Origin of the sequence: Variovorax multivorans (genome assembly GCF_051216835.1) — a bacterium.
In the GTDB taxonomy this organism is placed as follows: Bacteria; Pseudomonadota; Gammaproteobacteria; order Burkholderiales; family Burkholderiaceae_C; genus Variovorax.
In genome coordinates this window covers 142,133-165,215 of sequence record NZ_JBPJZL010000003.1, presented here as the reverse complement: position 1 = coordinate 165,215, position 23,083 = coordinate 142,133, and the positions used below count along the sequence as shown (strand labels likewise).

Here is a 23,083-nt window from a genome sequence, read left to right as displayed (position 1 = left end):
TGGCTTACTTCCACTTCCAGCCGACGCCGGCGTTGAAGCCCCATTCCTTGCCCGTGGTCGAAACGCCCGCGCCCCAGGAAATCCTGCCGTCGTCGGTCAGGGCCTTGAAGGTCAGGGCAAGAGCGCTGTAGCCCTTGTAGCTGCCGAGACCAACGCCAACGGTCTTCTCGCCGGGGGACAGCGTCGGCAGGTAAGTGCCTGACATGGCGAAGGCCATGGCCGTGCCCGAGTAGGCGATGCGGGCCACGTCGCCGACCTGGCTCTGCACCTGATTCAGTTGGTTCAGATTGACCGCATCGGTTGGCAGCACACCCGGCGCCACGTTGCCGATGCGCGTGCCGCCCGGTGCCTGCCCGTTGCCCAGCGTGACCTGGTTGTAGTTGACCGAGCCGTCCGGGTTGGTCGCGTACTGCACGCTGCTGGCCTTCACGGTGGCTGCGGATGCCTTGAGTTGTGCGATGTTGGTCGCATCGCTGTCGGCCGTGCCGGCTGCCACGCCCGTGATCTGGCGGTACTGGCCGTTGGCCGCATCGCCCACCGACACCGCTGCCTGTGTGCTGGTGGTCGCCTTGACAGCCGTCCGGTGTTCCGTCGGCGTATTGCCCGGTATGTATCCGGCCACGCCCGCTGCGGTGGAGGCCACCGAGCCCGAGCCCAGTGCGACGCCGCCGCTTTGCTGCGTGATGGCGCCGAAGCCGATGGCCGTGCCCTTGGAGATGTTTTGCGCCCTACTCAGCGGCGTGCCGCCGGCATCGGCGTTGTCGCCCAGGGCCACGCCACCACCACCCGCGCGGGCATTGGCGCCGATCGCCTGCGAGCCCGTGGCCAGCGCCCCAGTACCGATGGCGATTGCGTTCAGACCCGTGGCCTGTGCACCGCTGCCGGCCGCGAAGGAGTTGGTGCCGCTGGCCACAGACAGCGGGCCGATCGCCACCGCTTTCTGGCCGCTGGCCACCGAATCGCCAGCCGTCGAATTGGTGTGGAAGTACTTGGTGCCCTTGTCGTTGATCGTGTTGACCGTCGTGCTCAGGCTGACCAGGTTGCCATTGGTTGTGTTCAGGCTCGTCGAGAGATTGCCCAAACCGGTCGAGAGGCTGCCGATGCTGCTGGTTGCAGTGCTCAACCTCGCCGAGGTAGATGTAGACAGGCTGTCGATGTTGCCCGTGGCCGTGCTCAGGCCGGTCACGATGGACGTGGACAAGCTGGCGATGTTGCCGGCAACGATGCTCAGCCCTGTGGAAGTCGAAGTCGACAGGCTCGCAACGGAGTTGTTCGTTGCGATCAAACTGGTGGACAGGCTGGCCACGTTGCTGTTCGTCGTGTTCAGGCTGGTGGACAACGAAGCAGTCGCCGTCGATAGCTGACTGACATTGACGGCGTCCGTCGGAGCACCGCCCGCGGCAACATTGGTGAGCCTGCGTTCGCTACCGCTTGCCCCCACCGACACTTCACCGGCCGCCGTCGCGCCGGAGATTGCAGCACCCGCGAAAGGTGTATAGCTGGCTGTAGCTTGCAATGCAGCAAGCGAATCCGCCGTGTTGCTGGCCGCCCCGATGGCCACGCTGTTGTCGTACTTTGCAGCAGCCCCGTTGCCAAGAGCCGCGCTGCCTTGGCCGGCAGCGGTAGCGGCCCCGCCGATCGCGATGCTGTCCGAGGCGGTCGCTTGAGCCCCTCTGATTGAGTTGCTGCCGATGGCGATGGCCCCAGCGCCTGAAGCGGTCGTTGAATTGGCCGCCGACAGAGCCGAGCTCCCATCGCCACCTGCTCCGCCGATTGCGATCGAGTTCAGGCTTTGAGCTTGTGCGCCAAAGCCAAGCGCGGTGCTTCCGATCCCGGAAGCATTTGCCGAGAGGCCAAGCGCGCTGGCCCACTGGCCGGCAGTGCTGGAGAACCCGAAAACGGCCGCCCCGTTTCCAACCCCTTGGGAGTAGGTTCCGAACACCGACACCGCATCCAGACCGTTGCCACTCGTGTTGCAGCCGAGGATGTTGGACCATTGCCCGGTTCCATCAACCGGTTGAGCGTTTGTTCCGCTAACGGTCACTTGTCCGATGGTTGCCGTGGTCGTGGAGTTGCAGTTGGTCGGTGCATAGGTGGCTGCGCTGGCATCCGAGGCCGCCATCTGCAGGCCGGCAGCCAGAGTTGCGCCGACTATTGCCGACAGCCTGAAGCTGCCACGATACAAATTATTCATAACAATTGATAAAGAAAAGGAAATCTAAAAACCTGCGGCCAAAAGGCGGATTTGTGCGCGCAAAAAATTGCGATTTGATTTGCGGCATGAATTCCGGAGAGCCCGCGGCAGAGGGGCGTCTCCTGCTGCGCATGAGCGCATGCGATGTCGGCTGAATGCCGCGCCTCATGCTTCCAGGCGCAAGGCGTGCTGCCGCACTCCGCTATGACCTCTCAGGCCGCGGAATGTATCGATTGGCAATCGAATTGGACAATGACGGTTGCTGTCAATTAATGACCGCCGTCAATGGACTCAATGACTCGCGGAGGAGCGAGCTTTTATCTCGTATCGAGTAGAAATTCGCGCTTTCAAAAAGGCATTCGTCCGAAGCCTTTGCGCGCAGTTTTGTTCGTCGCCGATTAATGACAAAAATTGGCAAAGAATGTCATTCGGCGGCGCTGAAAACGTTTTCTTCTTTGAATCGAAAAGTTCACGTTTTCAGCGCAGGAGCCCCGATGTCGTGATGCTTCGGGAACTGCGGTGACTCCGAACAAGCCACCTCGGCACGCTCAAGGAATTCGTGCCGGTTTCTCGCTACCAGGGCCAGGCGATGCGTGTGCCCGTTCCCGTTTCAGCCGCGCGCGCATGCAGCAGGCGCGCAACGGTCAGGTCCTGCAGCGCGAGGCCCGTCATGTCGAAGACGGTGATGTCGTCGGCGGCTCGTTCGACAGCCGTCTTGCCGCTCAGCAGGTCGCCCAACTCGATGCATGCCGTGTCGGGCGCCCACTGCGTCTCGCCGATTTGCTGCGCCTGTGTGCGGTCGTCGACGAACAAGCGCACGCGCGGCAACAGGCCTTCGGGGAGTTCGCGCTTGCCGCGGGTGTCGGCGCCTACGCAGTTCAGGTGCGTACCGGGCTGCACGGCTTCGAGGTCGAAGAGGGCGCCGCCGCCCGGTGTGGCGGTGATCACGATGTCACTTTGGGCAACAGCGGCGTTGCGGTCGCTGGCCGGCGCGATGTCGCAGCGACCGGTGAAATGGGCCTCGAACGCCGCATTGCGCTGGCCGTTCGTACTTATATAAAGAACCTCGCGCAGCGAGGGCACGAGGCGCAGCGCGAAGTCGAGCTGGATGCGCGCCTGCACGCCGGTGCCGAAGAGGCACAGCCGCGTGCTGTTGGGCCGAGCAAGCTGCTGGAGGCCGAGCCCGCCCGCCGCGCCCGTGCGCACTGTCGTCACCGTGTTGCCGTCGATGACGCACAGTGGCCGGCCGGTCGCTGGGTCGATCAGCAGGATCGTCGCCTGGTGGGGCTCGCCGCCGCGCTGCCGGTTGGCCGGCCAGAAGCCCGCGGCCTTGAAGCCGAGCAGGCCTTGGGCCTGCACGTCGCCGGACTTGATGCCGAACACCCCGCCCGTGCGTAGCGGCTCTCGCACGACCGGGAAGACGCGGCCCTCGCGCTTGCTGTGCAGCACGAAGGCTTCGCGTACGGCCTGAAGCACGTCGTCGGGGGAGAGGAGGGCGTCGACCTGGTGCTTGTCGAGCAGCAGGAGTTGGGCGTCCGAGGGCGCGGGAGATGTTGTCATCTGGAAATATTATCTACTTCCAGACGAAAAATCAAAGGCAATGCAGGCTGGCTGCTCAGCGGCCGGTATGCACCTTGATCCGGATGGTTGCCACGTCCCATCCCCGGTTCTTGAGCCGCGTTACCAGCATCGGCGACAGCTGGCGCAGCTTGGCGGCTGCGGCGCTGCCTTTGACCAGCAGACACCAGACGTCGCCCTCGGCCGGCCCGGCCTGCACGGCGCCGCGCATGGCCGGTGGAATCAGCCCTTCCACGGCCTTGAGCCGCTCCGCGGTGTCACGCGCGCGCGCCATCAGGCTGCCCAGGGTGGGCGCGCCTTCTGCAGCTTGCTGCAGTGAAATGGCGGGGGGAAGTCGGCGATACATGGGTAATCCAGGGGTTAGAAACAAGACAGCTAAAATGCCCGGTTTGCCGGCGTTCGCGCCGGAAAAAGGCTGCTTGCTTTCATTGAAAGCGCGCCCAACTGCTTTCACCATATCTTAGGGAATCCGGTCGAAGTGCCTGCCGTATCAGGTGCCCGCCCATCTCCACCCATGGCAACCAACTTCCTGACCCAGATTTTCGGCAGTCGCAACGATCGGCTGCTCAAGCAGTATCGCAAGACGGTGGAACGCATCAATGCGCTCGAACCCGAGTTCGAGAAGCTCAGCGACGAGGCGCTGCGCGCCAAGACGCAGGAGTTCAAAGAACGCGTCACCAAGGGAGAATCGCTCGACGACCTGCTGCCGGAAGCCTTCGCCACGGTGCGCGAAGGCTCCAAGCGCATCATGAAGATGCGCCACTTCGACGTTCAGCTGCTCGGTGGCATGGCGCTGCACAACGGCAAGATCTCCGAAATGCGCACCGGCGAAGGCAAGACGCTGACCGCCACGCTGCCGGTGTACCTGAATGCGCTGTCCGGCCAGGGCGTGCACGTGGTCACAGTGAACGACTACCTGGCCAATCGCGACGCGACCTGGATGGGGCGCCTGTACAATTTCCTCGGTCTCTCGGTGGGCATCAACCTGCCGCAGATGCCGCGCGAGGAAAAGCAGGCCGCTTACCGCAGCGACATCACGTACGGCACGAACAACGAGTACGGCTTCGACTACCTGCGCGACAACATGGTCTACGAGCCCGGCGACCGGGTGCAGCGCGGCCTGAACTACGCCATCGTCGACGAAGTGGACTCGATCCTGATCGACGAGGCCCGCACCCCGCTGATCATCAGCGGCCAGGCCGAAGACCACACCGACCTCTACCTGGCCATCAACAAGGTGGTGCCGCTGCTCAAGAAGCAGGAAGGCGAAGCCGACCCGCGCACGGGCGAGGGCGTCACGGTGCCCGGCGACTTCACGGTCGACGAGAAGACGCACCAGGTGTTCCTGACCGAAGACGGCCACGAGAACGCCGAGCGCATCCTGGGCGAATTCAAGCTGCTGCCCGAGGGCGCCTCGCTTTACGACCCGGCCAACATCACGCTGATGCATCACCTGAATGCGGCGCTGCGTGCACGTCACCTGTACCACCGTGACCAGCACTACGTGGTGCAGCAGGGCGAAGTGGTGATCGTCGACGAATTCACCGGCCGCCTGATGACGGGCCGCCGCTGGAGCGATGGCCTGCACCAGGCCGTGGAAGCCAAGGAAGGCGTGGAGATCCAGGCCGAGAACCAGACGCTGGCTTCCATCACCTTCCAGAACTACTTCCGCCTGTACGGCAAGCTGGCCGGCATGACCGGCACTGCCGACACCGAGGCCTACGAATTCCAGGAAATCTACGGTCTCGAAACCACGATCATTCCGCCCAACCGCATCAGCAAGCGCGAAGACCAGCTTGACCGCGTCTACAAGACGACGCGCGAGAAGTACGAGGCGGCCATCCAGGACATCCGCGAGTGCTACGAGCGCGGCCAGCCGGTGCTGGTGGGCACCTCGTCCATCGAGAACTCCGAAATCATCGACGCGCTGCTCACCAAGGCGGACCTGCCGCACCAGGTGCTCAACGCCAAGCAGCACGCACGTGAAGCTGACATCGTGGCGCAGGCCGGCCGCACGAAGATGATCACCATCGCGACCAACATGGCCGGCCGCGGTACCGACATCGTGCTGGGCGGCAACATCGAGAAGATGATCGAGGCGGTCGAGAACGACGAAGGCCGCGACGAGGCTGCCAAGGAAGCCGACATTGCGCACATTCGCGCCGAATGGAACAAGGACCACGAGTTCGTGAAGTCGCTCGGCGGCCTGCGCATCATCGCGACCGAACGCCACGAGTCGCGCCGCATCGACAACCAGCTGCGCGGCCGTTCGGGCCGCCAGGGCGACCCGGGCTCTTCGCGCTTCTACCTGAGCCTGGACGATCCGCTGATGCGCATCTTCGCGGGCGACCGCGTGAAGGCGATCATGGACCGCCTGAAGATGCCCGACGGCGAAGCCATCGAAGCCGGCATCGTCACGCGCAGCATCGAGAGCGCGCAGCGCAAGGTCGAGGCGCGCAACTTCGACATTCGCAAGCAGCTGCTCGAATACGACGACGTGTCGAACGACCAGCGCAAGGTGATCTACCAGCAGCGCAACGACATCCTCGATGCGGGCGACCTCACGGCGCAGATCGCGGCGCTGCGCGAAGGCTGCTTCACCGACCTCGTGCGCCAGTACATCCCGAGCGAATCGGTCGAAGAGCAATGGGACCTGGACGGCCTCGAGAAGAGCCTCTTCAACGAGTGGGGCATCGACATGCCGCTCAAGAAGGAAGTCGAGGCCTCGGAAGCCATCGCCGACGAAGACATCGTCGAGAAGGTGCTCAAGAACGCCAATGAGACATTCGACGCCAAGGTCGCGCTGATCGGCCAGGAAAACTTCACCCAGTTCGAGCGCATGGTGCTGCTGCAGAGCATCGACACCCACTGGCGCGAACACCTGGCATCGCTCGACTACCTGCGCCAGGGCATTCACCTGCGCGGCTATGCGCAGAAGCAGCCCAAGCAGGAATACAAGCGCGAAGCCTTCGAGCTCTTCGGCCAGTTGCTCGACTCGGTCAAGAACGAAGTCACGCGCCAGCTGATGACGGTGCGCGTGCAGTCGGGCGAGCAGCTCGAAGAGGCCGCCGAAGCGCTCGAAAGCCGTGGCGAGAACGTCGCCAACATTACCTACAGCGCGCCGACCGAAACCGGTGAAGTCGAGGTGCGTGTCGACGAGGAAAGCCAGCGCCGCCTGGCGGCTGCCGGTCTGGGCACGCTGAGCGCCGAAGCCCTGGCCTTCGCCCGTGTCGGCCGCAACGATCCGTGCCCCTGTGGCAGTGGCAAGAAGTACAAGCAGTGCCACGGCAAGCTCAGCTGAAGTCCGCAACACATTCACCGAGAGAAACCCCATGCCCGTGAACCTGTCTGCCCCTGATCCTGCCGCCTTGTTCGCGGTGCCCGGCGTTCGCATCGGCGTGGCCGAAGCGGGCGTGCGCAAGGCCAATCGCAAGGACCTGACCGTCGTACTGATCGACGAAGGCTCGGCTGTCGGCGGGGTGTTCACCCAGAACCGTTTCTGCGCCGCGCCGGTGCAGGTCTGCCGCGACCACCTGGCCGCGAACTACGGCATCCGGGCGATGGTGATCAACACCGGCAATGCCAACGCCGGCACGGGCGAAGACGGGCTGATGCGCACGCGCTCCACCTGCATCGCGCTCGCGCGCAAGCTGGAGATCGCGCCCGAGCAAATCCTGCCGTTTTCCACTGGCGTGATCATGGAGCCGCTGCCCGTGGACCGCATCGAAGCGGGCCTGCCGGCCGCGCTGGCCGATGCCGACGCGAACCACTGGGCGCGCGCGGCCGAAGGCATCATGACCACCGACACGATTCCCAAGGCCTTCAGCCAGCAGGTTCAGATCGGTGGCGTCACTGTCACCATCACCGGCATCAGCAAGGGCGCCGGCATGATCCGCCCGAACATGGCGACCATGCTGGGCTTCATGGCCACCGACGCGAAGATCGATCCGTCGCTGATCCAGCCGCTGGCCAAGCTGCTGGCCGATGCCTCGTTCAATCGCGTGACCATCGATGGCGACACCTCGACCAACGACTCGTTCGTGGTCATTGCCACGCAGAAGGCGTCGCACGCGACCATCACCTCGCTCGATTCGGCCGACGGCCAGGCCCTTGTGGCCGCGATGCAGAACGTGGCCCGCCAGCTGGCGCAGGCCATCGTGCGCGACGGCGAAGGCGCGACCAAGTTCATCACCATCCAGGTCGAAGGCGGCCGCGATGCCGCCGAGTGCAAGCAGGTGGCGTATGCCGTGGCGCACTCGCCGCTGGTCAAGACGGCCTTCTACGCCAGCGACCCGAACCTGGGCCGCATCCTGGCGGCCGTCGGCTACGCGGGCATTGCCGACCTCGACCAGACCGGCATCGACCTGTTCCTCGACGACGTGCACGTGGCCGTCAAGGGCGGGCGCAACCCGTCGTACCGCGAGGAAGACGGTCAGCGCGTGATGAAGCAGAGCGAGATCACGGTGCGCATTGGCCTCGGCCGTGGCAATGCCAGCGAAACCGTGTGGACCTGCGACTTCAGCCACGAGTACGTGACCATCAACGCCGACTACCGGTCATGAATGAGCAGTTCCAGAAGCTGATCGAGCGCGCCGAGCAGCTCATAACCCGCATCGAATCGATTCTTCCGCAGCCGCTGGCCGCGCCCGCCGACTGGAACGCGTCCATCGCCTGGCGCTACCGCCGCCGCAACTCGGGCCACGGTGTGCTCGAGCCAGTGAAGCACGTGGCCGCGATGGCGCTCGATTCGTTGAAGGAAATCGACGTTCAGAAGGAAAAGATCGCGCGCAACACGCAGCAGTTCGTCGAAGGCAAGCCGGCCAACAACGTGCTGCTGACGGGCGCGCGTGGCACGGGCAAGTCGTCGTTGATCCGTGCTTGCCTGCAGGCCTATGCGCCGCAGGGCCTGCGCCTGATCGAAGTGGACAAGGCCGAACTCGTCGACCTGCCCGACATCGTCGAAGTTGTGTCGCAGCGGCCCGAGAAATTCATCGTGTTCAGCGACGACCTGAGCTTCGACGAGGGCGAGCCGGGCTACAAGGCGCTGAAGTCGATCCTCGACGGATCGATTGCGGCCTCGACGCCCAACGTGCTGATCTACGCGACCAGCAACCGGCGCCACTTGCTGCCCGAGTACATGAAGGAAAACCTCACGTACACGCACACCGACGATGGCGAAGTCCATCCCGGCGAGGTGATCGAGGAAAAGATCTCGCTGTCGGAGCGCTTCGGCCTCTGGGTGAGCTTCTATCCCTTCAGCCAGAACGAATATCTGACGATCGTGGCGCAGTGGCTCTCGTCGTTCGGCGTGGACGACGCCGCCATCGCGGCGGCGCGGCCCGAGGCGCTCGTGTGGGCGCTGGAGCGCGGCTCGCGCAGCGGCCGCGTGGCCTACCAGTTCGCGCGCGACTACGCAGGCCGGAGCGCAGCGTGAGCGAGCCTCGCAAGCACACGGAAGTCGCGGTCGGCGTGCTGATTCGCCTGTCCGACGACGCGCTGCTGCTCTCGAGCCGGCCCGAAGGCAAGGCCTACGCGGGCTTCTGGGAGTTTCCCGGCGGCAAGATCGAGACGGGCGAGACGGTCGAAGAGGCACTGCGGCGCGAGCTGCAGGAAGAACTCGGCATCACCATCGACGGCGCCGAGGTCTGGAAGGTCACGGAGCACGACTACCCGCATGCGTTGGTGCGCCTGCACTGGTGCAAGGTGACGGCCTGGAGCGGCGAATTCGAGATGCGCGAAGGCCAGCAGATGGCCTGGCAGCAACTGCCGCTGGACGTGACGCCGGTGCTTCCGGGCGCGTTTCCGGTGCTGCAGTGGCTGTCAGAGGAGCGCGGCCTGCCGTTCGTGCCGCCGCCGGTGATCGCGCCCGTTGTGGCGCCTGTCATTGCGCCGGCCAACTGACTGATTGATGCATCCCAAGTACCGTCCGGACATCGATGGGCTGCGCGCGATCGCGGTCGGGTCCGTGCTGGTGTATCACGCGTTCCCGACGGCGCTGATGGGCGGCTTCGTCGGGGTCGACATCTTCTTCGTGATCTCGGGCTTCCTGATCACGACCATCATTCTCCAGAGCCTCGCGGCGGGTGACTTCAGCTACCGCGACTTCTACGCGCGGCGCATCCGGCGGATTTTTCCGGCGCTGATCGTGGTGCTGCTGGCGACGCTGTGCGCCGGCTGGTACCTGCTGCTGTCCGACGAGTTCGCCGAGCTAGGCAAGCAGACCGTGGGCGGCACGGCGTTCGTCGCCAACCTGGTGTTCTGGGGCGAGTCGGGCTATTTCGACACGGCTGCTGAAACCAAGCCGCTGCTGCACCTGTGGTCGCTTGGCATCGAGGAGCAGTTCTACATTTTCTGGCCGCTGCTGCTGGGGCTCGCATGGCGCAAGGGTTGGCCGATCGTGCGCGTGGTGCTGGTGGTCGCGGTGGTTTCGTTCCTGGTGAACGTGACGACGGTGCATCCCTTGCCGGCGGCGTCGTTCTACTCGCCGGCCTCCCGTTTCTGGGAGCTGATGGTGGGCGGCATCCTGGCCTGCATGCGGCTGAAGCCGCCGGCACCGAGCGCCTGGCGCAGCCATGTGCAGTCGGTGCTGGGCGTCGGGCTGATCGTGCTCGGGCTGGTGATGATCCGCAGCAACAAGGCGTTCCCGGGCTGGTGGGCGCTGCTGCCCACGCTGGGCGCGGTGAGCTGCATTGCCGCAGGGCCGAACGGCGTGCTGAACAAGTACCTGCTGTCGAACCGGGTGATGGTGTGGCTCGGGCTCATCAGCTACCCGCTGTACCTGTGGCACTGGCCGCTGCTGGCGTTCGTGCGCATCGTGGAGGCCGACCCGCTGCATCCGTCGCCGGTCTACCGCGCCGGTGCGATGGTGGCCAGCGTGCTGCTCGCATGGGCCACGTACCGCTTCGTCGAGCGCTATGCGAGAAACCGCCCCGGCGCGGGCACGCTCAAGGCGCTGGGCGCGGGGATGGCGCTGCTGGCTGCCCTGGGCGCGGCGATCTTCTTCGGTGTGCCCGAACCCCGCAACAGCAGCGAGAGGCTGCAGGTCGTCGCCAACGCCACGCTGGACGCCGACTACTACGCGGGCTTCAAGCTCGACCAGATCGGTGAGCAGTTGGTCTACAAGGTCGGCGGCGGGCCGAAGCGCGTGCTGTTCGTGGGCGACAGCCACGTGCAGCAGTACGCGCCGCGCGTGATGGAGCTGGCCCGCACGCTGGCAATGCCGGACAAGTCGGCCTGGTTCGTGACCCAGGGCGCGTGCCCGGCGGTGCCGGGCGTCTATGCGGACAAGAACATCGGATGCGCCGAGCGCCGTGACGCCATGCTGGCCTATGCGATGGGGCCCGAGGTCGATTCGGTGGTCATCGGTGGCTGCTGGAACTGCTATTTTGTCGGTCGCGGCGCGCTGGAGTACTACTACCGCGGTGCGGACAACGTGGTCCACCCGTTCCAGGGCGGCGACGGCATCGACCGCTCGCTGGCCTCGCTGGAAGCCACGCTGCGCGAGCTGGCGCGCCACAAGAAGGTCTTTCTGCTGCTCGACAACCCCGGCGGTCCGGAGTTCACGCCGAAGCGCCTGATCGAAGGCAGCCGCCTGACGCACATGGAGGTTTCGGTCTCGACGCCGACGACGCCGTTGCCAGCCGACCAGAAGCAGCTCAATGACCGGCTGCGCGCGATTGCGGCTGCAAGCGGAGCCGAAGCCATCGACGCGATGGCGGTGCTGTGCAAGGACGACCAGTGCCTCCGCACGATGCCCGACGGTTCGCCCGCCTACAAGGACGCCGACCACCTGCGCCCGCGCTACACCCGGGAAGAGGCGAGCTACTTCGACCGTACGGTGCGCGCCATGCAGCAGCCGTCGCGCTGAGCGAGGCTTCGCGAACGATGCATCCCAAATACCGCCCGGACATCGACGGCCTGCGCGCCATTGCGGTGGGCTCGGTGCTGGCGTACCACGCCTTTCCGAGCCTGCTGCCGGGCGGCTTCATCGGGGTCGATATCTTCTTCGTGATCTCGGGCTTCCTGATCACGACGATTCTTCTGCAGAGCCTGGCCGCAGGCGATTTCAGCTATCGCGATTTCTACGCGCGGCGCATCCGGCGCATCTTTCCGGCGCTGGTGCTCGTGCTGCTCGCGACGCTGGCCTTCGGCTGGTATGTGCTGCTGCCGGGCGAGTTCTCGCAACTCGGCAAGCAGACCACGGGCGGGGCCGCCTTCTTCGCCAACCTCGTCTTCCTGGGCGAGGCCGGGTACTTCGACGCTACGGCCGAGACCAAGCCACTGCTGCACCTGTGGTCGCTGGGGATCGAGGAGCAGTTCTACATCTTCTGGCCATTGATGCTTGGGCTGGCCTGGCGCAAGCGCTGGCCCATCTTGCGCGTGACGCTGGCGGTGGCCGCGATCTCGTTCCTGGTCAATGTGCTGACGGTGCAGCCGCACCGCGCGGCGGCGTTCTATTCGCCGCTGTCGCGCGCCTGGGAGCTGATGGCGGGCGGATTGCTGGCGGCGATGCGGCTGCAGCAAGTTGCCAGCGGTTCGGCGCAGCCGCGTGCGTGGACAAAGCATTTGCAGTCCGTCGTGGGCGTGGGCCTGCTCGTGCTCGGCCTCTTCATGACGCGCAGCACGAAGGCGTTTCCGGGCTGGTGGGCGCTGCTGCCGGTGCTGGGTGCGGTGAGCTGCATCGCGGCCGGGCCGAACGGCGTGCTCAACCGGTATCTGCTGTCGAACCGTGTCATGGTGTGGATCGGGTTGATCAGCTACCCGCTCTACCTCTGGCACTGGCCGCTGCTTTCGTACGCGCGCATCGTGGTGGGCGGGGAGCCGTCGTTGCAGGTGCGCATCGCGCTGGTGGTGGCATCGGTCGTGCTGGCGTGGGCCACGTATCGTTTCCTGGAGCGCTTCGTCAAGCTCCATCTCTCGCAGGCGATGCTGCGCGGGCTGGCGGGCAGCGGCGCTGCGCTGGCGTTGGCCGGCGTGCTGGTTTTCCTGGGCACGCCGCTTCCGCGCAACGACAGCCAGGCCCTGCAGGCCGTGGCGGATGCAACGCGCGAAGACAACTACTACGACGGCTTCGAAGAGGCCGCGCTGGGCGGGCAGTTTGTCTACCGCACCGGCAGCGGCAAGCACAACGTGCTGCTGATCGGCGACAGCCACGTCGAGCAATACGCGCCGCGCGCGCTCGAACTGGTGCGCACGCAGCCCGGCAAGGCCCGCACGGTGTACTTCGCGACCAAGGGCTCGTGCCCGCCCGTGCCGGGCCTGTTCAGCGGCGCCGACACGGCGTGCGAAGAGCGGCGTACGGCAGTGCTCGACCTGGCGCTCAAGCCGGAGATCGATTCGGTCGTGCTTGGGGCGTGCTGGAGCTGCTACTTCACCGGCGCCGGGCCCACGGTGAACTACTTCGTCGACGACAAGAAGGTCGCGCACCCGTTTCTCGGTGGAGACGGTGTTGACCTGTCGCTGAAGTCGCTGGGCGAGACGCTGAAGCGCCTGTCGGCGCACAAGACGGTCTACCTGGTGCTCGGCAATCCGGTCGGCATGGATTTCGATCCGCTCAAGCAGATCCAGGGCAGCCGTCTGGGCGGCATGACGGCGGCCACCGGGCAGCTCAAGGCGCCGATACCGCAGGACCAGTCGCAGTTCAATGCGCGGCTGAAGCAGGTGGCCGAGGCCAATGGCGCAAAGGTCATCGAGCCGTTTGCCAGCCTGTGCGCCGATGGCCAGTGCATCCGCAGCATGCCGGACGACGGTTCGCCGGCCTACAAGGACATCGGGCACTTGCGGCCCCGGTATGCGCGCAGCTTCGCAACCTACATCGACCCGGCGCTGCTCGACGAGGACGCGGGCGGCAAGTAGCCAGCCTCGCGGCTGCTTTCTTACTGGATCTTGGGGTCGCCGAAAGGCTCGTCGTCAGGCGGCGCTTCGGCCGGCATGCGGAATTCTTCGCTGGCCCAGGCACCCAGGTCGACGCCCTTGCAGCGCGCGCTGCAGAAGGGCCTGTAGGCGTTGCTCGGCGCGTAGATGCTGTCGCCGCCGCACGTGGGGCAGCGGACGATCCGTTCGCCCTTGCTGTTCAACCGCGTCGTCATGCGCAGAGGGTCAGCTCGAAAGGCGCGTCGTCCGAGCTTTGGTGGAGGCGGTCGTCCGCGTCGTGGCGCATCAGGCGCACCGAGACCATGAGGCGGTTGCCGCTGATTTCAGGGATCAGGCCGAGCTTGGGGTCGATGCGCAGGCGCAGCAGCTGGAAGCTGCGGCCCTGCGGCAGGTTCTGCTGGAACTGGCCGTTGGTGGCGATCACCTTGTAGGGCACGTCGGCGTCGCGCAGCAGCTTGAGCAGCAGGTAGATCGACGAGGCCAGCGGCGAGAGGGTGTTCGACCAGCGTTCGAGATCGGCGCGGCGGCTGGCGGCGGGGCGGTGCTGCCAAGCGTAGTAGGCGGGCAGGTCGAACTCGCAGGTGCCGCCCGGAATGCCGGCGCGGCTGCGGATGCTCATGAGCCACTCGTTTTCCGTCAGCGCCTGGCCGGCCTTGCCGGCCACGCTGTTGAGGGTGGCGAAGTTGCCTTCGAGCTGGCCGACGACCTGGTCGAGCACGGCCTCGGCAATGGCCGGATTGCCCCGGTAGCTGTTGAAGACGTTCTTGTGCTTGTCCAGGTCGCGCAGCACGTCGGCCTTGAGGTCTGCGCGCGCGGCGACGTCCATGATCTCGAAGATCGTGACAAGGGCGTAGTGGTGGGACAGAGGCGATTCGGCGGGCACCAGTTCGCCGAGGCGACGAAACAGGTGCTCCAGCCGCAGGTACGTGCGGATGCGCTCGTTGAAGGGGTACTCGTAGAGGATCACGCGTATCGTTTTTTCACGTCGGGTTCGAGCTCATTGTGATTTGGCAACCGGGGTGGGCATCACCTGGCGCACAGCCTCCAGCATACGCTGCCCGAAAAGAATGTAACCCCGGGTCGAGACGTGGGTCTCGTTGGCGGGGAAAAGATCCTTCATCTTGAAGCGGTTCTCTTCTGCCAGTGCGAACAGGTCTGGCCCGATATTTTGCGGGTTGAATTCGGCCCGGAACGCATCGGCATGGTTTTGTTGCAAATACACGGTGCTCTTGTTGGGGACCACCATCCACACCACCTTGTAAGGCGCAGCGGTGCTTTCGAAGCGCTTCATGAACTGCGCGGACTCGGCCGTCAGCGCTGCGTTGACGCGGTCTTCGGCGGTCATGAGCAGCTTGTCGCAGGCGCGGTGGCTGAACTGCTTGCAGCCGTCGGGCACCACGCGCGCGTCGATCAGCGGGCCCCAGCGATCGGGCGTGTTGGTCCAGCTGTCGGAGGCCATGATGGCCTTGGTGTTTTGGTATGTGAACCAGCCACTGAGCAACTGGGCATCCCAGTTGAGCTGGAAGCCGGGGGCGGGCTTGGCCGGGTTCTCGAAGGGCGGCGGCGTGGGCTTGAAGGCGTGCTTCATCGTCTTGCAGCTCTCGGACTTCTCGATGCGGTCCTGCAGCAGGCGCTCGATGCTCTCGACGATGACCACCTTGCCCTTGAAGCCGGATTTTTCGAGCCAACCCGAGAAGTCGTCGCACAGGGTGCCGCCGAGGTTGTCCCAGTGCGTCGTGGTGACCTTGTAGCCGGCGCCCACGAGCGCCGATTGCCAGGCGTAGCGCACGGAGAAACTGTCGCCGATCACCAGGATGTCGGATTCCTGGATCGGCCATGTCTTGATGTCCGCGTCGGGAATAGGTGGTGGCGGCACGTGCCAGCCGAACTCGCGTTCCGAGATGCGCCCGATGCGGGTCAGGTCGCCGTAGGGAATGGGGGTGAAGAGGCTGGCGACCAGCAGCGCGCAGCACACCAGATAGCCCGCGACAAAGATGCGTAGCCAGGTCCTGGCCGATTTCGTGTCTTCCATGTCAGAACTGGAAATAGAGGAACGGGCTGTAGTTGCCGAACTTCGACACGCACAGGCCAAAAAGATAGATGCAGCCCAGGCCCGTGACCCAGGTGGCCAGTCGCTGGAGGCGGGGGCGGCCGGCCAGCCCCGCGACGTTCGGGATCCAGCGATCGAGCGTGATGGTGGGCGGCAGCGCCAGACAGATCACCAGGCCGACGAGGATGGTCTGGAAGAACTCGGGCTTGCGGAACGGCACGCGGAACTCGCTGAAGGCCGACACGGGCGCGCCGTGCAGGCCCAGCATGCCCTTGTAGATCTCGACGGCGGCCGTCATGCTGTCGGCCCGGAACACCACCCAGGCGATCATCACGCACAGGAAGGTGATGAACCAGCCGGCCGCGCGGCCGTACCACGTGGTCTTGGTGTTGCCGCGGCGCACCTTGGCGTTCCAGAAGTGGTTGACCATCAGGTAGGCGCCATGCAGCGCGCCCCAGATGACGAAGGTCCAGGCGGCGCCGTGCCACAGGCCGCCCAGCAGCATCGTCAGGAAAAGGTTGATGTAGCGCCGGGCCGGCCCCTTGCGGTTGCCGCCGAGCGGCACGTAGAGGTAGTCGCGCAGGAAGGTCGACAGCGAGATGTGCCAGCGGCGCCAGAACTCGATCATGTTGGTCGACTTGTAAGGCGACCTGAAATTGAGCGGCAACTGCACGCCCACGCACAGCGACAGGCCGACCGCCATGTCCGAGTAGCCCGAGAAGTCGAAGTAGATCTGCAGCGTGTAGGCCAGCACCCCGAACCAGGCCGTGTACAGCGAGGGCAGCACGCCTTCGTGCACGCCCTTGAACATCATGTCGGCGTATTGCCCTAGCGGGTCGGCGATCAGCATCTTCTTGGCCAGGCCGAATACGAAGATGCCCAGTCCGAGCGCCATGTTGTTGGCGTTGAACCGGTAGGTGGCCGGGTTGTTGAATTGCGGCATCATCTGCGCGTGATGCAGCACCGGGCCCGCGATCAGGTGCGGGAAGTAGGTGACGAACAGCGCGTAGTGCACGAAGCTGCGCTCCCGCACCTTGCCCTGCCAGCAGTCGACCAGGAAGGCGATCTGCGTGAAGGTGTAGAACGAGATGCCGATCGGCAGCACGATGTGCACCAGATCGATCTGCGCGAAGCCCGCGGCGGCCAGGCCGGCATCGATGTTTTCCAGGAAGAAGTTGGCGTACTTGAATACGGCCAGCACCCCGAGGTTGACCACCAGCGCGATGATCAGCAGGGCCTTGCGGTGCTTGTCTTCCCGGCCGGGCGAGGGCGTAAGCCGAAGTCCGAACCAGTAGTTGATGCAGATCGACCCCAGCAGCAAGGGCAGTGCCTTGACGCTCCACCATCCGTAGAAGAAGAGCGAAGCCAGTGCCAGGAAACCCGCCGCCGACCGGGGGCTGCGCGCACCGATCAGGAAGAAGCCGATCAGGACCAGCGGGAAGAAAACGAAGATGAAAGGGTACGAATTGAAAAGCATCGTGAGGGGCGCTGAGGCGTGCGCCGTTTGACGTGATCGTCGTGTAGCCGTCGCGGCGTCAACCCTAAATTATCGCGTGCCCGGCCGAACCCACCGTTCCCAGAGACCCCGTACCTGCTGAGCGAGTTCCTCCAGCGTCAAAGACTCGTTGAAAACGACCGCGTCGGCGGCGGCCCGGCGCGCCCGGCGCGTGGCCTGCTGGGCGATCACTGCCTTGACCGCTTCCGGCGTCCAGCCCGAGCGTGCGACGACGCGCTTGAGCTGCGTCTCCTCGGTGGCGTCGACCACCAGCACCCGGTCGACAGTGGCGCGCCAGCGGCCGGATTCGACGAGCAGGGGAACATCGAACACGACGACCGCATCCTCGCCCGCTGCTGCGGCCTGGCGCTGGGTTTCGGCGCCGATCAAGGGGTGGAGGATGGATTCGAGGCGAGCCTTGGCACCCGCATCCGCGAACACGATCTGTCGCATGGCGGCCCTGTCCAGGCCGCCATCCGGGGCGATGACCCCGGGGCCGAAGGCTGCCTCGAGGGCCGGCACGGCGATGCCGCCAGGGAGCGCGATGGCGCGCGCGATGGCGTCGGTGTCCACCAGTACCGCCCCTTGGGCCATCAGCAGCCCGGCGACGGTGCTCTTGCCGCTGCCGATGCCGCCCGTCAGGCCGATGCGCCGCACCATGCGGTGTGTCAATGGATCAGTGCGCCAAGGGGGAAGGCGAACGGAATCCATTGCCTCACGACTTCCGGGCCCGCCACCAGGCAGACGAGGCCCGCCCCGGCCAGGAAGGGACCGAAAGCGATGGGAATGTCCTTGTGCGCCAGTTTGCCGGCGACGCGCAGCGTCACGCCGATCACCGCGCCCACCAGCGAAGAGACGAGGATGATCGCGATGAGATAGTCGGCGCCGAGCCAGGCGCCCAGCGCGGCAAGCAGTTTGAAGTCTCCATAGCCCATGCCTTCCTTGCCCGTAACCAGGCGAAAGCCATGGTACACAAGCCAGAGGCTCAGGTAGCCGAACACCGCGCCCCAGACCGCCGAGCTCAGCGGCACGCCGGTCCAGCCCATGGCCGCGCCGATCAGGCCGAGCCAAAGCAGGGGGTAGTTGAGCGAGTCGGGCAGGAACTGGGTGTCGAAATCGATCAGGAACTGGCAGATCAGCAAGGCGCCGAATGCGGCCCAGAGCACCCCGGCCGGCGTGATGCCAAAACGCCAGGCGCAGAGGGCGAACAGGGCGCCCGTGACCAGCTCGACCAAGGGGTAGCGCAGGCTGATCGAGGTCTTGCACGACGAACAGCGCCCGCGCAGGGCGGCGTAGCTCAGCACGGGGATGTTCTCGTACCAGCGGATCTTGTGCCCGCACGTTCCGCAGCGCGACGCGGGACGGGTCAGGTCGAAAGGAGGCTGCGCTTCGATGACTGCAGCCGCCTTGTCAGCAGCTGCTTCCAGCCCCGCGGGGGGCGCGACCTTCGGGCCGAAGGCCAGCGACCACAGCGAGGGTGCATCCTTCGAGGACATGAGATTGGCGACGGCGTCGGCGAGCCAGTCGCGGTACATCATCACCGGTGTGCGGTAGATGACGACATTCATGAAGCTGCCGATCAATAGCCCCAGCACACCGGCGAAAACGGTGTCGAACTCCCGCGAAACGAGCATCAAACGACCTGGCCGAGCTTGAAGATAGGCAGGTACATCGACACCACGATGCCGCCGATGATGGTGCCGAGGAACACGATGATGATGGGTTCCATCAGGCTGGCGAGGCCTGCGACCATGTCGTCCACTTCGGATTCGTAGAAGTCGGCGGCCTTGCCCAGCATGTGGTCGATGGAGCCGGATTCTTCGCCAATGGCGGTCATCTGGATCACCATGGAAGGGAACAGGTTGGCGTTGGTCATGGCCGTGGTGAGGCTGGTGCCTGTGGAGACCTCCTGCTGGATCTTCGTCGTGGCGTCGCCGTAGACGGTGTTGCCCGAGGCGCCACCCACCGAATCGAGGGCTTCGACCAGTGGCACGCCGGCGGCGAACATGGTTGCAAGGGTGCGGGTCCAGCGGGCTACGCAGGATTTTTCGATCAGGACGCCGAAAATTGGTACCTTCAGCAGTGCCCGGTCCATGACCCTTTGAAAGCGCTCGTTGCGCCTCCAGGCCTGCATGAAGAAGTAGAGTCCGCCGCCAATGCCGCCGAAGATCAGCCACCAGTAGGACACAAAGAATTCGCTGATGCTGATCACGATCAGCGTCGGCGCGGGCAGGTCAGCGCCGAACGACGTGAACACTTCCTTGAACGCCGGAATGACGAAGATCATGATGATGGCGATGACCACGAAGGCCACCACGATCACCGAGATCGGGTACATCAATGCCGACTTGATCTTGGACTTGATCGCCTCGGTCTTTTCCATGTAGGTGGCCAGCCGGTCCAGCAGTTCTTCGAGAATACCGGCCGCTTCGCCGGCCTCCACCAGGTTGCAGTACAGGTTGTCGAAGTACTTCGGGAACTTGCGGAAGGCAGCCGACAGCGAGGTGCCGGTTTCCACGTCGCTGCGGATGTCGTTGAGCAGCTTGGCCACGCTTGCGTTCGCGTTGCCGCGCCCGACGATGTCGAAGGACTGCATCAAGGGCACGCCGGCCTTCATCATGGTCGCCAGCTGGCGCGTGAAGATGGCGATGTCCTTGGGCTTGATCGCCTTGCCGGAGCGCATGCGGCGCTTCTTGATCTTGGACGCGAGCACGCCCTGGCGACGCAGTGCGGCCTGCACCTGGTTTTCGCCGGCGGCACGAAGCTCACCGCGCACCATCTTGCCGTTGCGATCTTTGCCTTCCCATTCGAAGACAAACTCCTTGAGCCCATCACGTGAGCGGGTGGATGCCACTGTTGCCATTCGATCTCCGGTTTTCAGTGTGTTCGTTATTCGTTGGTGCAGGCCACGACTTCTTCCAGAGAAGTGAGACCTTGCATCACTTTGCGCAGACCCGACTGACGCAGCGAGCGTACGCCCTCCGCCTCGGACTGCTGTGCGATGTCGAGCGCGCTGCCGTCCCGCAGGATGATTTCCTGGATGGCCTCGGTGATCGGCATCACCTGGTAGATGCCCACGCGGCCCTTGTAGCCGCCGCTGCAAGCGGAGCAGCCGACGGGGCGGTAGGGCTTCCATGTGCCGTCCAGATCTTCCGCCCTGAACCCTGCGTCGAGTAGCGCTTCGCGCGGGACGTCGGCCGGCACGCGGCAGACGGTACACAGCCGCCGCGCGAGGCGCTGTGCCGTGATCAGGATCACGCTGGATGCGATGTTGAACGGCGCGATACCCATGTTGCGCATCCGCGTGAGCGTGGTCGGCGCGTCGTTGGTGTGCAGCGTGGAGAGCACCAGGTGGCCCGTTTGCGCGGCCTTGATCGAGATATCGGCGGTTTCGAGGTCGCGGATTTCGCCGACCATGATGATGTCGGGATCCTGGCGCAGGAAGGCGCGCAGCGCGGTCGCGAAGGTCAGGCCGGCCCGTTCGTTGACGTTGACCTGGTTGACGCCGGGCAGGTTGATTTCCGACGGATCTTCCGCCGTGGCGATGTTGACGCCCGGCTGGTTCAGCAGGTTCAGGCAGGTGTAGAGCGACACTGTCTTGCCGGAGCCAGTCGGGCCGGTGACGAGCACCATCCCGTACGGGCGGCCGATGGCATGCAGGAGCCGCGCTTTTTCATCCGCGTCGTAGCCCAGGGCATCGATACCCAGGCGCGCGCTGCTCGGGTCGAGAATACGAACGACGATCTTCTCGCCGAACAGCGTGGGCAGTGTGCTCACGCGAAAGTCGATCACGCGGTCGGGCCCGATCTTGAGCTTCATTCGGCCGTCCTGCGGCACGCGTTTCTCGGAGATGTCGAGCCGGGAAATGACCTTGATGCGCGAGGCCAGCTTGTCCTTGATGACGGTGGGCGGGCTGGCGATCTCGCGCAGTTCGCCGTCGACCCGGAAACGCACGCGGTAGTGATGCTCGTAGGGCTCGAAGTGAATGTCCGAGGCCCGCATGCCGACGGCGTCGAGCAGCATCTTGTGAAGGAAGCGCACGACCGGTGCGTCTTCGACTTCCGCGATCGCCTGCTCGTTGCTGTCGCCCGAGGTGTCGGCCGAGACATCGTCGAACTCGAACTCGCTGCCGACGATGTTGTTGATGCTCTCCGCCGCGGTCACTGCGGCGGCTTCGATCATTCGCGACAGCTTGTCGTATTCCGCGATGACCCAGTCGACACCCATCTGGGAGGCGAACTTGATCTTCTCTGCCGCCTGTTGGTCCGAGGGATCGGCTGTTGCAACAATCAGACGGTTGTTGCGTTTGCTCAGGACAACGATGCGGTACGCGTGGCACAGCTTCGCGTCGAGCAGATCCTTCGGCAGGCGCTGGGGATCGATGGCGTCGAGATCGAGCAGCGGCGCGCCGAAGGCGGTGGAAAGGGTGTGGGCGAGATCGGCGGCCGAGACGGCGCCAGAGCCGGTCAGCTCCGCGATGAAGCTGGTGCGGCCACTCAGGGACTTCTGGTAGATGTCTTCGGCGGCCCTGGCAGGAAGCTTGCCGGCCGACACCAGGGCGCGCGCGAGCCCGGGGAGGGCAATCTGCGAGGGTTCTTTAACTGGAAGTTCGGCAGCGGCCATTCAACGAATGAAAAAGATGTGAAAAAGTGCTTCACGATCATCGCTGAACAGCCCAGTGCTGTAAATCGCTACACAGCAACAGGCATGGCCATTTATTTATGCCAGCCAAAGGCTGGTCGGGGTGAGAGGATTCGAACCTCCGGCCTCTACGTCCCGAACGTAGCGCTCTACCAGGCTAAGCTACACCCCGATGGTTGCAAGAAAAAAGAAATCGTCCTAGATGCCAACTCAGGAGAGGTGTTCAGGCACGTCGCTCAAGCAACTGAGCCGCCAATTGTAGCAAACCTGAAGCGTGCGAATTGGATGGGAAGCCGCTCAGCGCATGAATTGCGCGCTGTGCTTCGGCGGCAGCCGCCGCGCGGGAGGCGTCCAGGGCTCCAGTTTCGCGAACGATCTCGACGACCTTGCCCAACTGGGCGGTGTCGCCCGCCTCGATGGCGGCGCGCACCAGGTCGCTCTGAGCCGAGGTGCCTCGCTGCATTGCGAAGATGAGCGGGAGCGTGGTTTTGCCTTCGCGTAGGTCGTCGCCGACGTTCTTTCCTGTCTCGTTGGCGTCGCCCGCGTAGTCCAGCACGTCGTCGATCACCTGGAAGGCGGTGCCGAGTGCCTGTCCGTAGGTGGCGCAGGCCTCTTCCACATCAGGTGTGGCGCCTGCCAGCACGGCCGCGAGGCGGGTGCTGGCCTCGAAGAGCTTCGCGGTCTTCGAGCGGATCACGCGCAGATATGCCGCCTCGTCCAGCGATGCGTCGTGCATGTTCATCAGCTGGAGTACCTCGCCTTCGGCGATCACGTTGGTGGCTTCGGCCAGGATCTGCATGACGCGCATGTTGCTGGCATCCAACATCATCTGGAATGCGCGCGAGTAGAGAAAGTCGCCGACCAGCACGCTGGCCGGGTTGCCGAACGATTCGTTGGCGGTCGCTCGCCCGCGCCGCAGGGTCGATTCGTCGACCACGTCGTCATGCAGCAGGGTGGCCGTATGAATGAATTCCACAACGGCGGCCAGATTGAAGCGCTGTTCGCCGGTGTAACCCAGCGCGCCCGACATCAGCAGCAGGAGCGCCGGCCGCAGGCGTTTGCCGCCAGCGGAAATGATGTACCTGGAAACCTGGCTGACCAGCGGCACGCCCGTGTCGAGGCGGCGGGCGATCACACGGTCGACTTCGACCATGTCGCCGGCAATCAGGTCCAGCACGGTGGCGGTGGGGGAGGTGTCGGCGGCGGGAACTGGCAAAGCGGAGGCGCGGAGCGCTGCTGAGGATGATGGCGA

The 23,083-nt window shown here is 64.8% G+C and carries 19 protein-coding genes, 1 tRNA gene and 1 pseudogene; 7 read left to right on the top strand and 14 right to left on the bottom strand.

The window, feature by feature from the left end; genetic code table 11:
- Positions 1-4 precede the first annotated feature (4 nt).
- Entirely contained in the window at positions 5-1,123 is a 1,119-nt protein-coding gene (locus ACSFCA_RS07775; protein WP_435459434.1) for a YadA-like family protein, read from the bottom strand.
- Between ACSFCA_RS07775 and ACSFCA_RS07770 the strand changes: the two genes are divergently transcribed.
- Positions 1,101-1,364: a hypothetical protein gene (locus ACSFCA_RS07770; RefSeq protein WP_435459436.1), complete on the top strand. Its 264-nt coding sequence runs from the start codon at positions 1,101-1,103 to the stop codon at positions 1,362-1,364. The genes ACSFCA_RS07775 and ACSFCA_RS07770 overlap by 23 nt on opposite strands.
- Here the strand turns inward: ACSFCA_RS07770 and ACSFCA_RS07765 are convergent.
- The 3 genes and pseudogenes from ACSFCA_RS07765 to ACSFCA_RS07755 all read right to left on the bottom strand — a co-directional run.
- Positions 1,352-2,122: pseudogene (locus tag ACSFCA_RS07765) on the bottom strand (cell surface protein); the annotation flags it as partial. The gene ACSFCA_RS07770 and the pseudogene ACSFCA_RS07765 overlap by 13 nt on opposite strands.
- A 645-nt stretch (positions 2,123-2,767) precedes the next feature.
- On the bottom strand, positions 2,768-3,754 hold the full coding sequence (locus ACSFCA_RS07760) for an ornithine cyclodeaminase family protein (protein WP_435459337.1): 987 nt from the start codon (positions 3,752-3,754) through the stop codon (positions 2,768-2,770).
- A 55-nt stretch (positions 3,755-3,809) separates the two neighbouring features.
- The gene (locus tag ACSFCA_RS07755) at positions 3,810-4,118 is read right to left on the bottom strand and encodes a hypothetical protein (RefSeq protein WP_093077492.1); all 309 of its coding nucleotides are present in this window, start codon (positions 4,116-4,118) and stop codon (positions 3,810-3,812) included.
- A 168-nt stretch (positions 4,119-4,286) separates the two neighbouring features.
- Between ACSFCA_RS07755 and secA the strand changes: the two genes are divergently transcribed.
- Genes secA through ACSFCA_RS07725 form a run of 6 tightly spaced genes read left to right on the top strand, consistent with a single transcriptional unit; the run spans position 4,287 to position 13,627 of the window.
- Entirely contained in the window at positions 4,287-7,073 is a 2,787-nt protein-coding gene (gene secA / locus ACSFCA_RS07750; protein WP_435459338.1) for a preprotein translocase subunit SecA, read from the top strand.
- 31 nt (positions 7,074-7,104) lie between these two features.
- Entirely contained in the window at positions 7,105-8,334 is a 1,230-nt protein-coding gene (gene argJ / locus ACSFCA_RS07745; RefSeq protein WP_435459339.1) for a bifunctional glutamate N-acetyltransferase/amino-acid acetyltransferase ArgJ, read from the top strand.
- The gene (locus tag ACSFCA_RS07740; RefSeq protein ID WP_435459340.1) at positions 8,331-9,206 is read left to right on the top strand and encodes an ATP-binding protein; all 876 of its coding nucleotides are present in this window, start codon (positions 8,331-8,333) and stop codon (positions 9,204-9,206) included. Before argJ ends, ACSFCA_RS07740 begins: the two co-directional genes overlap by 4 nt.
- Positions 9,203-9,673, top strand: coding sequence for an NUDIX domain-containing protein (locus ACSFCA_RS07735; protein ID WP_435459341.1), 471 nt, complete (start codon positions 9,203-9,205; stop codon positions 9,671-9,673). The genes ACSFCA_RS07740 and ACSFCA_RS07735 overlap by 4 nt, the downstream gene beginning before the upstream one ends.
- A 7-nt stretch (positions 9,674-9,680) precedes the next feature.
- A complete protein-coding gene (locus tag ACSFCA_RS07730) occupies positions 9,681-11,639 on the top strand; it encodes an acyltransferase family protein (RefSeq protein ID WP_435459342.1) in 1,959 nt (652 codons plus the stop codon).
- Positions 11,640-11,656: 17 nt separating this feature from the next.
- Positions 11,657-13,627 carry an acyltransferase family protein gene (locus ACSFCA_RS07725; protein WP_435459343.1) on the top strand — a complete coding sequence of 657 codons (1,971 nt, stop codon included), beginning with the start codon at positions 11,657-11,659 and terminating at the stop codon, positions 13,625-13,627.
- Positions 13,628-13,647: 20 nt separating this feature from the next.
- Here the strand turns inward: ACSFCA_RS07725 and ACSFCA_RS07720 are convergent, their stop codons facing one another.
- The 10 genes from ACSFCA_RS07720 to ACSFCA_RS07675 all read right to left on the bottom strand — a co-directional run bounded on the left by ACSFCA_RS07720 (position 13,648) and on the right by ACSFCA_RS07675 (position 23,047).
- On the bottom strand, positions 13,648-13,860 hold the full coding sequence (locus ACSFCA_RS07720) for a DNA gyrase inhibitor YacG (protein WP_007833230.1): 213 nt from the start codon (positions 13,858-13,860) through the stop codon (positions 13,648-13,650).
- The gene (zapD, locus tag ACSFCA_RS07715; RefSeq protein WP_093057441.1) at positions 13,857-14,612 is read right to left on the bottom strand and encodes a cell division protein ZapD; all 756 of its coding nucleotides are present in this window, start codon (positions 14,610-14,612) and stop codon (positions 13,857-13,859) included. The genes ACSFCA_RS07720 and zapD overlap by 4 nt, the downstream gene beginning before the upstream one ends.
- Before the next feature lie 30 nt (positions 14,613-14,642).
- Complete coding sequence (locus ACSFCA_RS07710) at positions 14,643-15,677, bottom strand: alginate O-acetyltransferase AlgX-related protein (protein WP_435459344.1); 1,035 nt, start codon at positions 15,675-15,677, stop codon at positions 14,643-14,645.
- Position 15,678: 1 nt separating this feature from the next.
- Positions 15,679-17,172: an MBOAT family O-acyltransferase gene (locus tag ACSFCA_RS07705; RefSeq protein WP_258353222.1), complete on the bottom strand. Its 1,494-nt coding sequence runs from the start codon at positions 17,170-17,172 to the stop codon at positions 15,679-15,681.
- Positions 17,173-17,241: 69 nt separating this feature from the next.
- Positions 17,242-17,850, bottom strand: coding sequence for a dephospho-CoA kinase (coaE, locus tag ACSFCA_RS07700; RefSeq protein WP_435459345.1), 609 nt, complete (start codon positions 17,848-17,850; stop codon positions 17,242-17,244).
- An 8-nt stretch (positions 17,851-17,858) separates the two neighbouring features.
- Positions 17,859-18,824 carry a prepilin peptidase gene (locus tag ACSFCA_RS07695; protein ID WP_435459346.1) on the bottom strand — a complete coding sequence of 322 codons (966 nt, stop codon included), beginning with the start codon at positions 18,822-18,824 and terminating at the stop codon, positions 17,859-17,861.
- Positions 18,824-20,053, bottom strand: coding sequence for a type II secretion system F family protein (locus tag ACSFCA_RS07690; RefSeq protein ID WP_093077476.1), 1,230 nt, complete (start codon positions 20,051-20,053; stop codon positions 18,824-18,826). Before ACSFCA_RS07690 ends, ACSFCA_RS07695 begins: the two co-directional genes overlap by 1 nt.
- Before the next feature lie 26 nt (positions 20,054-20,079).
- On the bottom strand, positions 20,080-21,813 hold the full coding sequence (pilB, locus tag ACSFCA_RS07685; protein ID WP_435459347.1) for a type IV-A pilus assembly ATPase PilB: 1,734 nt from the start codon (positions 21,811-21,813) through the stop codon (positions 20,080-20,082).
- 113 nt (positions 21,814-21,926) lie between these two features.
- Positions 21,927-22,003 (bottom strand) — tRNA-Pro (locus ACSFCA_RS07680).
- A gap of 51 nt (positions 22,004-22,054) precedes the next feature.
- Complete coding sequence (locus ACSFCA_RS07675) at positions 22,055-23,047, bottom strand: polyprenyl synthetase family protein (RefSeq protein WP_258353226.1); 993 nt, start codon at positions 23,045-23,047, stop codon at positions 22,055-22,057.
- Positions 23,048-23,083: the final 36 nt, after the last annotated feature.